At 69.0% G+C, this 14616-nt stretch carries 11 protein-coding genes; 4 read left to right on the top strand and 7 right to left on the bottom strand.

The window, feature by feature from the left end; translation table 11 throughout:
• Positions 1 to 5: 5 nt before the first annotated feature.
• The 4 genes from Pmi06nite_RS32330 to Pmi06nite_RS32345 form a co-directional block, all read right to left on the bottom strand.
• Positions 6 to 4946, bottom strand: coding sequence for an NAD-glutamate dehydrogenase (locus tag Pmi06nite_RS32330; protein WP_373317347.1), 4941 nt, complete (start codon positions 4944 to 4946; stop codon positions 6 to 8).
• Between the two features lie 44 nt (positions 4947 to 4990).
• A complete protein-coding gene (locus Pmi06nite_RS32335; protein WP_203956960.1) occupies positions 4991 to 5812 on the bottom strand; it encodes a tryptophan 2,3-dioxygenase in 822 nt (273 codons plus the stop codon).
• 115 nt (positions 5813 to 5927) lie between these two features.
• The gene (locus Pmi06nite_RS32340; RefSeq protein WP_203956961.1) at positions 5928 to 6125 is read right to left on the bottom strand and encodes a zf-HC2 domain-containing protein; all 198 of its coding nucleotides are present in this window, start codon (positions 6123 to 6125) and stop codon (positions 5928 to 5930) included.
• Entirely contained in the window at positions 6125 to 6685 is a 561-nt protein-coding gene (locus Pmi06nite_RS32345; RefSeq protein ID WP_275409626.1) for a sigma-70 family RNA polymerase sigma factor, read from the bottom strand. The genes Pmi06nite_RS32340 and Pmi06nite_RS32345 overlap by 1 nt, the downstream gene beginning before the upstream one ends.
• 129 nt (positions 6686 to 6814) lie before the next feature.
• Between Pmi06nite_RS32345 and Pmi06nite_RS32350 the strand changes: the two genes are divergently transcribed.
• The 4 genes from Pmi06nite_RS32350 (at position 6815) to Pmi06nite_RS32365 (ending at position 11207) form a co-directional block, all read left to right on the top strand.
• Entirely contained in the window at positions 6815 to 7402 is a 588-nt protein-coding gene (locus tag Pmi06nite_RS32350; RefSeq protein ID WP_203956962.1) for a DUF4142 domain-containing protein, read from the top strand.
• A 22-nt stretch (positions 7403 to 7424) separates the two neighbouring features.
• Complete coding sequence (locus tag Pmi06nite_RS32355; protein WP_203956963.1) at positions 7425 to 8693, top strand: DUF1996 domain-containing protein; 1269 nt, start codon at positions 7425 to 7427, stop codon at positions 8691 to 8693.
• 247 nt (positions 8694 to 8940) lie between these two features.
• A complete protein-coding gene (locus tag Pmi06nite_RS32360) occupies positions 8941 to 9744 on the top strand; it encodes a hypothetical protein (protein ID WP_203956964.1) in 804 nt (267 codons plus the stop codon).
• Positions 9741 to 11207, top strand: a complete 1467-nt coding sequence (locus tag Pmi06nite_RS32365) for an NADH-quinone oxidoreductase subunit NuoF family protein (protein ID WP_239114355.1) — start codon at positions 9741 to 9743, stop codon at positions 11205 to 11207. The genes Pmi06nite_RS32360 and Pmi06nite_RS32365 overlap by 4 nt, the downstream gene beginning before the upstream one ends.
• Positions 11208 to 11571: 364 nt before the next feature.
• On the opposite strand, the gene Pmi06nite_RS32370 is transcribed toward Pmi06nite_RS32365, so the two are convergent.
• The 3 genes from Pmi06nite_RS32370 to Pmi06nite_RS32380 all read right to left on the bottom strand — a co-directional run bounded on the left by Pmi06nite_RS32370 (position 11572) and on the right by Pmi06nite_RS32380 (position 14605).
• Complete coding sequence (locus Pmi06nite_RS32370; RefSeq protein ID WP_203956965.1) at positions 11572 to 13500, bottom strand: acetoacetate--CoA ligase; 1929 nt, start codon at positions 13498 to 13500, stop codon at positions 11572 to 11574.
• Positions 13501 to 13562: 62 nt separating this feature from the next.
• Positions 13563 to 13781 (bottom strand): serine hydrolase, encoded by a 219-nt coding sequence (locus tag Pmi06nite_RS32375; RefSeq protein WP_239114356.1) that lies wholly within the window; start codon positions 13779 to 13781, stop codon positions 13563 to 13565.
• 29 nt (positions 13782 to 13810) lie between these two features.
• Positions 13811 to 14605, bottom strand: coding sequence for an HAD family hydrolase (locus Pmi06nite_RS32380; RefSeq protein ID WP_203956966.1), 795 nt, complete (start codon positions 14603 to 14605; stop codon positions 13811 to 13813).
• Positions 14606 to 14616: the final 11 nt, after the last annotated feature.

Genomic DNA, 14616 nt, shown 5'->3' on the forward strand with positions numbered 1-14616 from the left:
GGGTCTCACGACTCGGCGTGTGGCAGGTTGCTCGTCGCGACCAGGGTTCGTACGGCCCGCAGCGCCACGGAAAGTGTCGCGAGGTCGAACGTGTCGCTCTCCCAGATCTCCGACAACGTCTGCCTGGCCCGCTCGACGGCCGCGTTGTTCGCCTCCGACCAGCTGGCCAGCCGTTCCTCCGGGGACAGGCCGGGCTTGCTGTGGATCAGCACGTCACGGGTGAGCGTGGCGTGTGCCGCGTACAGGTCGTCCCGCAGCGCGGACCGGGCCATCGAGTTCCACCTGCTGTCGCGCGGCAGGTGGATGACCCGCTCCCTGAGCCGCGCGAGCTGGAGCCGGTCGGCCAGGTCGAAGTAGACCTCGGCGACCTCGTTCACCGGCCTCCCGGTGAACGAGGAGATCTCCACCAGGTCGAACGTGGAGTAGGCGGGCACCATCGAGGCCACGCGCTCGGCCAGGTCGTCCGGCACGCCGCGGGCCACGAAGGAGTCCCTCCTCTCCTCGTACGCCACCAGGTCGGGCCCGGTGAGGAGCTTCGGCAGGTGGGGAAGCAGGCCGTTGGAGCCCTCGATGAACGCCTTGGCCGTGGACGCGAGGTCGAGAGGCGGCCGGCGGTTGCCGAGCAGCCACCGGGTCCCGCGCTCGGACAGCTTCCGGCTCTCGAAGAGCATCGCGAGCTGCGTGGCGGTGTCGACCTTGTTGTCCAGCGCCTCCACCTGACGGCGGAATGCGGCCAGGTCGAACACCTCGCGGGTCACCAGATACGCCCGGACGACGTCGGCCGTCGAGGCGCCGGTCTCCTCCCCGAAGCGGAACACGAAGCTGGTCCCGCCCGCGTTGACCACGTCGTTCACGACGCGGGTGGTGATGATCTCCCGGCGCAGCGGGTGGGAGTCCATGTAGGAGCGCAGGCGTTGCCGCAGGGCGGAGGGGAAGTAGGACACGAGCCACGACGCGAGGTACGGATCGTCGGGGATGTCCGAGGCGAGCAACTCGGCGTCCACCACGTGCTTGGTGTAGGCGAGCAACACCGCGAACTCCGGCGCGGTGAGCCCCAGCCCGGACTGGCGGCGCTCGGCCAGCGTCTTGTCCGACGGGAGGAACTCCAACTGCCGGTCGACCAGTCCTGCCCTCTCCAGGCGCCGCAGATAGCGGGCGTGGATGTGCAACATCGAGGACGCCTGGGCGCGCGAGGCGGCCAGCACCACGTTCTGCGCGTAGTTGTCGTCGAGCACCAGCTCGCCCACCTCGTCGGTCATCTCGAGGAAGAGCTGGTTGCGCTGCTTGTCGGTCAGCTCGCCGTCGCGCACGACCTGGTTCAGCAGGATCTTGATGTTGACCTCGTGGTCGGAGGTGTCCACCCCGGCCGAGTTGTCGATGAAGTCGGTGTTGACCAGGCCGCCGCCCAGCGCGAACTCGATCCTCGCCAGCTGGGTGAGACCGAGGTTGCCGCCCTCGCCCACGACCTTGCAGCGCAGGTCCGCGCCGTTGATCCGGAGACCGTCGTTGGCCTTGTCCCCCACGTCGGCGTGGGTCTCGGACGTGGCCTTGACGTAGGTGCCGATGCCGCCGTTCCAGAGCAGGTCCACAGGGGCCTTAAGGATGGCGCTGATGAGGTCGTTGGGGGCGAGCGCGGTGACGCCGCCCGGGATGCCGAGCGCGGCGCGCATCTGCGCCGACACGGGAATGGACTTGGCGGTCCGCGGCCACACGCCGCCGCCGGCGGAGATGAGCGCGCGGTCGTAGTCGGCCCAGGAGCTGCGCGGCAACGCGAAGAGCCGGCTGCGCTCGGCGAAGCCGCGGGCGGCGTCGGGCGAGGGGTCGACGAACACGTGCCGGTGGTCGAACGCCGCGACCAGCCTGATGTGCTCCGACAACAACATGCCGTTGCCGAAGACGTCGCCCGACATGTCGCCGATGCCGACGACCGTGAAGTCGGTCGCCTGGACGTCGACGCCGATCGTGCGGAAGTGGTATCGCACCGACTCCCAGGCGCCCTTGGCGGTGATGCCCATGGCCTTGTGGTCGTAGCCGACCGAGCCGCCGGAGGCGAACGCGTCCCCGAGCCAGAAGGCGTATTCCTTGGACACCTCGTTGGCGATGTCGGAGAACGTCGCCGTGCCCTTGTCGGCGGCGACCACCAGGTAGGTGTCGTCGCCGTCGTGCCGTACGACGTCGGGCGGGGGCACGACCTCACCGGCGACCAGGTTGTCGGTCAGGTCGAGAAGGCCGGAGATGAACTGGCGGTAGCAGGCGATGCCCTCGGCGAGCTGCTCGTCACGCCCGCCCGCCGGTGGGCGCTTCACCACGAACCCGCCCTTGGAGCCGGTGGGCACGATGACGGTGTTCTTCACGGTCTGGGCCTTGACCAGGCCGAGGACCTCCGTGCGGAAGTCCTCCATCCGGTCGGACCAGCGCAGACCGCCGCGGGCGACCTTGCCGAAGCGCAGGTGCACGCCCTCGACCCTGGGCGAGTAGACGAAGATCTCGTACTTCGGGCGCGGCAGCGGCAGCACGCTGATCGCCTGCGGGTCGAACTTCAGCGCGATGTACGGCTTGCGCCGGCCGGAGACGAAGTGGCTGCCCCCGGCTCCGGCGTCCCTGCCCTCACTGCCGGCGGCCTGGAAGATGTTGGTCCGCAGAGTGGCGGTGATCATCTCCAGGTAGGCCCGGAGGATGCGGTCCTCGTCGAGTGAGGCCACCTCGTCGAGCGAGGCGAGGATCTCCTCGGTGAGCGCGTCGCACACCTCTGTTCTGGCGTCGTCGGGCCGTCTCGGGTCGAGCCGCGCCTCGAAGAGCCTGACCAGCAGCCGTGCCAGCCGTACGTTGCCGAGCAGCACGCGTTCTATGTAGCTCTGGCTGAACATGGTGCCGGCCTGCCGGAGGTACTTGGCGTACGCCCGCAGGATCTCGGCCTGTTCCCAGGTGAGGCCGCCGGCCAGCACGAGCGCGTTGAAGCCGTCGTTCTCCACGTCGCCGCGCCACAACGCGCCGAACGCGTCCTGGAACAGCTGCTTGAAGTCGTCGCGGTCCACGTCGTCCGCCGGTGTGTACCGCAGGCCGAAGTCGTAGATCCAGGCGTCCTGGGAGTCCTTGTCGTGGTCCCTGTCCACCTCGTACGGGCGCTCGTCGACCACCTCGACGCCCATCCGCTGGAGCAGCGGCAACACGTGGGACAACGAGATGGGCGCGCCCATCCGGTAGAGCTTGAAGCGCCGCTCGCCCTCTGCCGCGCCGTACGGCTCGTAGAGGTTCATGCCGATCTCGGACGGGTCCGCGGCGAGCTGCTCCAGCCGCCGGAGGTCGGCCACGGCCGTGCGCGGCGGGAAGTCGGCCTTGTATCCCTCGGGGAAGGCCGTGCTGTAGCGGCGGATCAGCGCGGGCGCCTCCTCCTCCGAGCACAGCTCGTTGATGGCGACGGCCAGGTCGTCCTCCCAGGAGCGGGTGACGGCCGCGAGGCGCGTCTCCAGGTCCTCGACGTCGACCGGGAGATCGCCGAGGGGCTTGCCGCGCTCTCCCCGGATGACCACGTGCAGCCGGGCCAGCGCCGACTCGCCGATCATGGCGCTGTAGTCGAGCGTGGTGCCGCCGAGCGCCTTGAGCAGGAGCTGCTGCATGGCCAGCCGGACCTTGGTCGTGTAGCGGTCGCGCGGCAGGAAGATCAGGCAGGAGATGTACCGGCCGTAGTCGTCACGGCGGAGGAAGAGCTTGACCTGCTTGCGCTCGCGCAGTCGGAGCACGCCGAGCGCGATGGGCAGCAGCTCGTCCACGGAGATCTGGAAGAGCTCGGCACGCGGGTAGGTCTCCAGGATCTCGATGAGGTCCTTGCCGTCGTGGCTGTCCGGGGGGAGCCCCGCCCGGTCGAGGACCTCGCCGAGCTTGCGCCGGAGCACGGGGACCCTGGAGATCGACTCGTTGTACGCCACGTGGGTGAACAGCCCGAGGAACCGGCGCTCGCCGGTCACCTCGCCGTCCGGGGAGAAGAACTTGACGCCGATGTAGTCGAGGTACTGCGGGCGGTAGACGGTCGCGCGGCTGTTGGCCTTCGTGACGATCAGGACCTGCTTCTCCCTCGCCTTCGCCCGCATCGCGGGCGGCATGGCGGCGAAGCTGTCCGATCCGGCCTTGTCGGCCCGCAGGATGCCGAGCCCGGTGCCGGGGATGGCCCGCAGGCTCTCCCCTCCCTCGGTCTCGACCAGGCGGTACTCCCGGGTGCCGAGGAACGTGAAGTGGCCGTCGGCCAGCCAGCGGAGCAGCTCCTGGCTGTCCTCCACCCCGGCGGGGTCGAGCGGGGGCGGATCGGCCGACAGCTCGTCCGCCGTGTGCACGGCCAGCGCCCGCATCTTGGCGAAGTCCTCGACGGCGCAGCGCACGTCGAGCAGGACCCGCTGCAGGTCGCCTTCCAGCTGCTTGAGCTCGGCGGCGTCGGTCTGGCGGTCGATCTCGATGTGCATCCACGACTCGCGGAGCAGCTGGCCGGTGACCTCCTTGTGACCGGCGACGTCCTCCTGGCCGGCTCCGGCCACCAGCGCGCCGGTCACGTCACGGCGCACCTGCATCTGCGGGTGGACGATCAGATGGGTGCCGAGCTCGTGCCTGTCGATCTCACTCGTCACCGAGTCGAGGAGGAACGGCATGTCGTCGGTGACGATCTGCACCACGGAGTGGCCGGGGTCCCAGCCGTTCTCCTCCAGCGTGGGCGTGTAGACCCGGACCACCGCCCGCCCCTGCGGCCGGTGCTCGGCCAGGTGGCGGTGGGCCACTGCCGGCCCGAACACGTCCACGGGATCTCGGTCGGCAAGATCCTCGACGGCGGTATGGAGGTAGTACCGCCGGAGGAAGGCGAGCACCTCCTCGCCGTCACCCGGCGCACCGGGCGCGTGGGCGCACCTCTCAGCTGCGGTACGGAGAAGCTCGTCCAGCGCTTCCTGAGAATTTTGCGCCATATCGAGCGGCATGTCGCTACTCACCCCTTTGTGAGCTTTTAGGTTTAAAGCCAGGCCCTTAATTCCCACAGGAGGGGAAAGAACTGCATTCGTGTGCGTCCGCGGAGGTACGGCGCTCCGGACGAGCCGCCCGTACCGGATTTGGTGCCGATCTGGCGCTCGACCATCTGAACGTGGCGCATCCGCCAGTGAGCAGTGGTCTCGTCGTGCGTCAGCAGATCTTCGGCGAGTTCCCACAGATCGTCGTACGATCCGCGATCCCTCGCCACGGCCAGCAGGGAGTCCATGATCTCCTCATCGGAGACAGCGAGGCCACGCTGGGAAAGTGCGGTGAGGTAAGCATCCCACAGCGTGGGTTCGGCCAGCCGCCGCCTGAGCCTGGCGAGTTCCGCGTCGTCGGCGTCCCGGAGCCGGCCGAGATAGGCCTCGTCCTTCGCCCCGGAGAGGAACTCGAGCTCACGGAACTGGACCGACTGGAACCCGCTGGCCGGTGCGAGAACCGACCGGAACTCCAGGAAGTCCTGCGGCGTCATGGTCTCCAGCACCTGGACCTGTTCGACGAGGACCCGCTCCACCGCGTGGACCCGGCGGAACAGGTGCCTGGCGCGCCACAGCGCGCCCTCGATCATCGCGTCCCTGATGCGCTCCAACTCGTGCAGGAGCAGCTTGAACCACAGTTCGTAGACCTGGTGGATCGTGATGAAGAGCAGTTCGTCGCTCGCGCCCGACTGGGGCGCCTGCTGGGCGAGAAGATCTTTCAGGCGGAGGTAGTCGCCATAGGAGAGGCGAGCGCCCTCCTCGCCGAAACTCCGTGGAGGAGGCGAAGCGTTCGCGGCCCGGGCCTGCCTATCCGGCAACGCAGCCATGCACCACTCCTCTGGCGGCACAGCATCTCCCTGTCCCCATTGACAGAAAGCGTGGCACCACCGCACCCGATATCACCCGAAAAGGCCCCATACGTCAACTTAACGTACAGGCGACTCAGGGGCGGGTCCGCTCGGGGGACACGGAGTCAGCCTTGACCGCGTCGAGCATACCGGGAACGTCGTGGCTCTCCAGCAACTCCGACTGGCACTGAGCACAGCCGTCGAGGTGGCGCTCGAACGCCTCCACGTCGTCGTCATCGAGCACTCCAAGGGCATAGGCGGCCACATCGAAGTGTTCCGACGACGCGGACATCAGCTGGCCACCCCCCTTTCCTTCAGTGCCGAACGCAGAGCGCGCAGGGCATAGAAGAGCCTCGATTTCACGGTACCCGGCGGGATCCCCAGAATCTCCGCCGCTTCGCTTACCGTACGGTCCCGTAAGTATGTCTCTTCGATAACTTCCCGGTGCTGGGCCGACAGTCCGCGTAGTGCGTCGGCGACCACGATGGCCGCCAGTGTGCGGTCGGAACCGTCCGGGACGGCGATGGTGTCCTCTTCCGGAGCCTCCACCTCTCTGGGGCGGACGCCCCTGCGACGGCGCCCGTCGATCACGATGCGGCGGGCCACGGTCAAAAGCCAGGCCCACAGAAGGCCGGGTTCCCAGGTCAGCTTCGCGGAGTTACGCCAGGCGCGAACAAGCGTCTCCTGGACCACGTCCTCGGCCCATTGCAGATCGTTTCCGGTCGTCTTCCGCACTTGACGCAGCAGCGGACCACCGAACTCCTGGTACAGCTCCCTGATCAGATGATCGTCCCGATCAGGGTCGCCGTAGGAGTCCTGACGCACGAACCGGCTGTCGAGTTGTCGACGCACGGGCACATGTTTGCATCAGTTTTCCTCGCCCGTACTCGACTCTGCTAACTCCAGTCATTTCTGACTATTTCCTGAACCGCCTGACACACCTCCGCGTACCTCCCACCGAAGGTCACGAAAGGAGGCACGATGCGGTTCCGGTTTGGGGAACTCCTGGTGTTCGGCGTCTTCCTCTTCGCCGCGGCCATCGCCGTGGTCGTGGTCGTCCCCCGAGGTGAGGCGGCCCAGGCTGGATGGACTCAGACGCAGTGGGGGCCCCTCAGCCCGGCCGACCGCGACCTGCTGGTGCGGGTCCGGTGGGCAGGACTCTGGGAGATCCCCGCCGGCCGATGGGCCCAGGATCGCTCGAACAGCGACAAGGTCAAGGACGTCGGCATGCACCTGGTGACCGACCACACCAAGCTCGACGCCGAGGTGCGCGCCCTGGCCGACAAGCTCGGCGTCCTGTTGCCCAACGAGCCCAACCCCGATCAGCAGGGGTGGCTCGACGAGATGTCGGGAGCCAGAGGGCCCGAGTTCGACCGGATCTTCGTCGACCGGCTCAGAAACGCCCACGGCAAGGTCTTCGCGGTCGTCGCCGCCGTACGCGCGGGCACCCGCAACGACCTGATCCGCGAATTCGCCACGACGGCGAACAACGTCGTCATGAAGCACATGTCCCTACTGGAGAGCACAGGCCTCGTGGATTACTCCACGCTTCCCGCCCCCACGGTCTAGTCAGGTTCAGGAGTTATCAAACATGCGAAAACGGCTGATGCTTGCGAGTGCCGGCCTCCTACTGAGCAGCGCGCTCGTCGGGCTCGACGTGCCGGCGGCCTCCGCTCACTGCGATCCCACCGTGCAGGGACACGACGAGTGTGCGGACGTCGGCCCCTTCCTGGAGGATTTCGTCGACATCCGGAAGGTCCCCCGCGGGAACACCGGCGTCGTCGCGGGACGCGGGTCATTCGTCTCCCGCTGCGGCCGCAACGAGAACGGGCACCACAACTCGGACAACCACATCGTCGCCCCCGGCGTGTCGAACGGCGCGCACCACATCCACGACTACGTGGGCAACCTGACCACCAACGGATTCTCCACAGACGAGAGCCTCTCCGCGGGCGGCACCACCTGCCGCCTGGGTGACAAGTCCACCTACTTCTGGCCCGTTCTGCGGAGCAGGACCGGGGCGACGGCGATCAAGAGCCGCGCGGAAGCGGAGGCGGACGCCGACGCGGACGCGGATTCCGAGGCGCCGGCCTCCGAACCCCCCGCGTCCGAACCCCCCGCGTCCCAGGCGCCGGCTTCCGAGGCTCCGATTGACCCCGCGGTTTCCGAGACCCCGGCTTCCGAGGCGCCGGCTTCCGAGACTCCCGCTTCCGAGACTCCGACGGACGCGGCGACGTCGCCGGGCGCACAGGCGGATCCCGCCACCCCCGCCCCCGAGGACACGGCTCCGGCCCCCAGCGCGTCGGCTCCCGCTCCTGCGGACCCGGGGCACGGCGCGGAGGGGAACGTCGGGACGATCCTCCTGCCGAAGGTCGTGACGCTGCAGTTCCGCGGCAACCGGTTCAACCGGGTCGTGGCCATGCCCCGGTTCCTCCGGCTGATCACCGGTGACGCCAAGTCCGGCACCAACGGCCCCGCGAACGCGCGTGCCCAGTGGACCTGTTCGGGATTCACCAACCGCACCACCACCAAATACCCCATCTGCCCCAGAGGCAGCATGGTGCTGCGGATCCTGGACTTCCCGAGCTGCTGGGACGGCGCGAACATCGACAGCGCCAACCACAGGACGCACGTCACCTTCCCCGCCGCCAACGGGCGGTGCGCGGCCGGGACCAAGGCGATCCCCCAACTGCGCATGACACTCGGCTACTCGGTGCCGCGTGGCGCGTCCTTCGCCGTCGACAGCTTCCCCGAACAGCTGCACAACCCGATAACCGACCACGCCGACTTCGAGAACGTGATGCCGGCACGCCTGATGAACACGGTCGTCAACTGCATCAACCGCGGCCCCCGCTGCTGATCGCGCCGTCCCGGAGACCCAGGACGTGCCGTTCCCCGTCCGAACTCCCGCGGTCCACCCCGCGTGAGGACGGGGAGCGGCACCCTTCCGCGTCCTGAGCCTCGCACCCCCCGCGGCGATCTCCTCGCTCGCGCCGAGATCGCCGGAACACCGATCACAGTTTCATCCGACGGAGGAATCCTTGCCCCACCGACGGGCTCCACGGCACACCCGGCCAGACGAAGGTCTGGATCTCAACAGACCGGGTGTGCGCATCGGCCTAGGCGCCGCGGTCACCGTGGTGATGACCGGTGCGCTCTTCGCCGCCTACAACGGGATCGGCACGCCGCTGCTGGATGCGGCACAGACCTTTCTCACCTACTACGCGGGCGTCATCTCCCTGGTCGCCCTCACCACGACCGTCGCGCTCGGGCTCGCCGCCAGCGACCGCGTGGTGTTGCCGATCCCCCAGCGCGTCCGCGCCCAGCTCGTGCACCGGGCCGCCGCCCTGGTCGGCGTCGGCTTCCTGGTCACCCACATCGGCATGAAGATCGCCGCTGGGCTCGTTCCCGCGTACGGCTCGGTCGTGCCCACCACCTCGCTGTACGTGGGCATGGGCGCCCTGGCGTCCGACCTGATGATCGTCATCGTCGCGACGGGCGTGATGCGCGGCCGGTTCGCCCAGGCCGAGCGTCCCTGGACGTGGCGCGTCCTGCACGACCTCGCCTACCTGGCGTGGCCGCTGTCCATCCTCCACGGGCTCATGGCCGGCCGGACCCCCGCCGCCTGGGTGAGCTGGAGCTACGTGCTCTGCCTCGTCGCCGTCGGGTCGGCCCTGCTGATCCGGGTCATGGCCACCTTCCGGCCCGCCTTCGAGGCCGGCGTGGTCGACGCCGTCGACATGACGCAGACGCAGCCGATGCCGCGTGCCGTACCCAAGTCGTCCCCGGAGAGGACTCCGCAGACGATGCCGGAGCCGGTTCCCCTGCTCGGCCGCACCGGAACGGACGCGACGCCCATCGGACGGGCGGCGCGCAGATCACAGGACACCAAACTCCGGAGGATCGTGTGATTCCCTATCGCGTGTCCCAGATCAGGCGGCTCGGCCCCGCGCGGCTCACGGCCGGGCTCGACCAGCACCGCAGACTCGACCTCGACGCCCATCGCTCCATCCACGGCGAGCTCGGCACCGAGTCCGTCGACACGCTCATCTCGATGGCGGAGGACGTCGACCTGCGGGGGCGCGGCGGCGCGGCCTTCCCGTTCGCGCGCAAGCTGCGCGCGGTCGCCGCGCGGGCCCGCGACTCCGAGACCGTCGTCCTGGTCAACGGCGCCGAGGGCGAGCCCGCCAGTGTGAAGGACAAGATGCTGCTCACCCGGGCGCCTCACCTCGTCCTCGAGGGCGCACTGCTGGCGGCCGGCGCGCTCAACGCGCGGCAGGTCGTGGTCGCGGTGGCCTCGGGCGACATGGCGGAGGCCTCCATGACGGCCGCCGTCGCCGAGCGGGGCGCCGAGGACTCCGTCCGCGTCGCCGCCATCCCGGAGCGGTTCATCTCGGGCGAGGGCGGCGCCCTGGTCAAGGCCGTGAACGGTCAGGCGGGCATCCCGCCGGGGCGCAAGGCCCGCTCCTCCGACAGCGGCGTGGACGGCCTGCCGACGCTGCTGTCCAACACCGAGACCTTCGCCCAGCTCGCCGTCCTCGGGGAACTGGGCGCGGAGGTGTACGGCTCGGTGGGAACCGTACAGGAACCGGGGACCACCCTCCTGACCGTCGGCGGCTCGGCCGTCTTCCCGGCCGTCGTCGAGGTCACGCCGGGCGTGCCGCTGGCCTCCGTGCTCGACCTGTGCGAGGCGGCCGTCGGCGACGGCGTTCTGGTCGGCGGGTACCACGGGGCCTGGTTGTCGGCCGCCCAGGCCTACGGGGCGGTCGTGTCCCGCCGCGGCATCTCGCAGGCCGGTGGATCTCTGGGCGCGGGAATCGTGGTGCCGCTCGGCGGCGAGACCTGTCCCCTCGGGGAGGTGCTGCGGGTCGCCAACTACCTGGCCGCGCAGTCGTCGGGTCAGTGCGGGCCCTGCCGGCTCGGCCTGCCCGACCTGGCCCGCGCCATGGCCGAACTGTCGGGCGGTTCGTCGCACGGCATCGAGCTCGTACGGCGGGCCGCGTCAGCCGTACGAGGCCGGGGGGCGTGCTTCCACCCCGACGGCTCGGCCCGGTTCGTCATGTCGGCGCTCGAGGCGTTCGCCGACGACGTGGAGGAGCACCGGATCCACGGGACCTGTGGGCGGCCGGTGCTCGAGATGCTGCCTCTGCCGGCCTCCGAATCTCTCGAGGCCAAGTTGGTGGTCGACTGGACCCGCTGCCAGGCCCATGGGCTCTGCGCGCACGTCGCCCCCGAGCTGGTCAAGCTCGACCAGCACGGCTTCCCTGCCGTCGAGGAGGGCGGCGTCCCCCCGTGGCTGCGTGCCGAAGCCCGCCGAGCCGTGGAGATGTGCCCCGCCCTAGCCCTCCGCTTCCCCAACGCCCCTCCGGCGTGATCATGCACACATTCGTGAAATGCCCCGCCCACCTGCGCCGCTTCCAGCCGTGATCATGCACAGATTCGGAGAATGCCCCTTCCACCTGCGGATTCACTTTTCGTGATCATGCACAGGTTCGGCGCGACCGCCGACGACCTGTGCTTTTCTGCTGCGTGATCATGCACACTCGGGGCTACCACATGATCACGAAAGGCGTTTCCCCAGCTCGTACGGCACGCACCCGAATCCGTGCATGATCACGAAAACAGTCCGCACAGCTCAAGGGCCCTGATCCCGAACCTGTGCATGATCACGAAAAGGATTTGGGCAGGCCAGGAGGCCTGATCACGAACCTGTGCATGATCACGCGGGGGCTGCAGGATCACGCGGGGGGCACGGGGGGGTGGAAGTGGCGGAGGACCTCTGGGTTGGCCATGGCGTCGGGGTTGGCGGCCTGCTCGACGGGTGTGCCGAGGAGGATCTTCCGTACCGGGATCTCCAGCTTCTTGCCGGACAACGTCCGGGGGATGCCGGGGACCTCATGGATCTCGTCGGGCACGTGCCGCGGGGACAGCTCGCTTCGCAGCGCCCCCTTGAGCCGGCTCACGAGATCGTCGGAGAACGTGCCGCCCACCGCCAGCGTGACGTAAAGCAGGAGGCGGCCCTCCTGTCCGAGCCGTCCGGTGTCGATCACCAGGCTGTCGGCGATCTCCTCGAACCGCTCGACGACCCGGTAGAACTCGCTGGTGCCCATCCGGACTCCACCCCGGTTGAGGGTCGAGTCGGACCGCCCGTAGATCACGCAACTCCCATCGGAGTTGAGCTTGATCCAGTCGCCGTGCCGCCAGACTCCGGGGTAGTCGGCGAAATAGGACTCGCGGTAGCGGACACCGGACGGGTCGTTCCAGAACATGACCGGCATCGACGGCATGGGCTGCGTCACCACGAGTTCGCCCACCTCGCCGACCACGGACACGCCGGACGGGTCGAACGACTCCACCATCGCGCCGAGACACCGGCACGGGATGACCCCCGCCCTGACCGGAAGCGACGGCACCCCGCCCACGAACCCCGTGCAGACGTCCGTGCCCCCGGAGAACGACCCGAGCTGCACATCGGCCTTGACGTCGGAGTAGACCCACGCGAAGCCCTCCGGCGGCAGCGGCGATCCGGTCGAGCCGATCCCCCGCAGCCGTGAAAGGCCCGTGGGCCTCAGCCCCGCCTTCATCGAGGCGACGATGTACGGCGCGCCCGTGCCGAAGTAGGTGACCCCCTCCTCGTCCGCCACCCTCCACAGGGCGTCGGGCCCGGGATGGGCCGCGCTGCCGTCGTAGAGGACGACGGTGGCGCCCACGAGAAGGCCGCCGATGAGGTAGTTCCACATCATCCAGCCGGTCGTGGTGTACCAGAAGAACACATCCCCGTCGCCGAGGTCCTGGTGGAAGGAGAGCGACTTCAGGTGTTCGAGCACGATTCCGCCGTGCCCGTGCACGATGGGCTTGGGCAGGCCGGTCGTGCCCGAGGAGTACAGCACCCACAGCGGGTGCCCGAACGGGACCGGCTCGAACACGAGCTCGCCGGCCTCGTCGTGGAGGTCGTTCCAGCTCAGGCCGCCTTCAGACGCGGGGGCATCGGTGTCCAGGTAGGGGATCCACACGGTCGCCGCGAGGGTGGGCAGCTTGGCCGCGATCTCGCGGACGACGCCCGAGCGGTCGAAGGCCTTGCCGCCGTACCGGTATCCGTCGACCGCGATGAGCACCTTGGGCTCGATCTGGGTGAACCGGTCGATGACGCTCGGCGCGCCGAAGTCCGGCGAGCACGAGGACCAGACGGCCCCGAGCGAGGCGGTGGCCAGGAAGGCGATCAGCGCCTCGGGGATGTTGGGGACGTACGCCGCCACCCGGTCGCCACGCCCCACCCCGAGCCGGACCAGACCGGCGCGCACCCGGCCGACCTCTTCGCGCAACTGCCCGAGCGTGTACGTCTGCCGATTCCCCGCTTCATCGCGAAAAATCACAGCAAGGTGGTCGGAGTCGCCACGCAACGCGTTGGCGGCGTAATTGATCGTGGCTCCGGTGAACCATCGGACGTCCGGCATCGTCCCACTGATGACGGGCCCGTCACCACGCTCCCCCACGACGCCGAAGTAGTCCCACACCGACGTCCAGAAGTCGGCCGGATGGTCGACCGACCACTGCCAGACGTCGTCGTACGTCCCGGACCGCCCGAGCCAGTCCGCGTAGCGGGTCACCCGAGCGTCGCGGACGATCTCCGGCGTCGGTTCCCAGAGCAGAGCGCCTTCCTCAACCATGCGTCCATCCTTACGAGGCGGACGGCGTATGTCACCGTCACCGCCCACATAGAAACCACCTGTCATATGTGTGCGCGCAGGTGGTCGATCGCGACCCGCGCGGCGGATCCGATCGCGGCGTCCGCCCGGGGCTGGTTCTGGGCCGTTCCGAACGAGCGGGTGAAGACCGCGACGGCGTACCGGCCTCCGTCGGGGTGCCCGACGACACCGATCTCGCCGCGGAGTGTGGGCGGCGTCCCGGTCTCTGACCGCCACGTCGTCGAGCGGACACCCCGAAGCAAGCCGGTGCGGCCACGCTTCCCGGACGTGCTCAGCCGGCCTTGCGGTCGGCGGGGCTGGTGAGCCGCGCGACGGCGGCCACGACCTCCGAGGCGTTCGTCAGGTCGGGGAGCACGATGTCGGCGCCGGCCTCGTGCAACTCGGCCGCCATGGAACGGCCCGAGGCGACGGCGATCACCGCGGCCCCGCCGATCCTGGCCGCCTGCACGTCGCGGGTCGAGTCGCCGATCAGCACGGTGTTCTGCGCGGTGAAGGGCGCGCCGTACTTGGTCTTGGCCCTTCCCTGCGCCACCTGGAGGAGGGTCGCCTTGGGGTAGACCTCCTCGCCGTAGCCGCCCACCTCGAAGTCGACCCACTTGTTCAGGCCGAAGGCCGTCAGCTTGTGGACGGCGTTGCCCTTGATGGTCCCGGTCAGCACGGACTGGACGGCGCCGTCGAGCCGGGACACGGCGGTGAGCGCGTCCTTGGCGCCGGGCATCATCCGGCCCTCCTTCGCCAGCCGCTTGTGCTTGGCGGCGAAGCTGACGGCGAGCGCGTCGAGGAACTTGGGCAGGTGCTGATCCTCGACCACGATGCCGTTGATGGCCAGCGTCTCGAAAATGATCTCGGAGTCCGGGCGGCCCATCGCCGGAGCGAGCTTGACCAGCGGTCGGCCGGTCACCATCCGGAACGCGTCCGCGTAGGCCTCGCGGGTGACGATGGTCGCGTCGACGAGAGTGAGATCGACGTTCCAGAGGACGAGACGGTTGATAATGGCCTCCGTGGGGGGTTCGGCATGGCTCGTGCCCAAGGGTACGGCTATCACCCGGTCATGAGGACCTGTCATACCGAGGTTGT

This window comes from Planotetraspora mira, from assembly GCF_016863275.1.
Classification (GTDB): domain Bacteria; phylum Actinomycetota; class Actinomycetes; order Streptosporangiales; family Streptosporangiaceae; genus Planotetraspora; species Planotetraspora mira.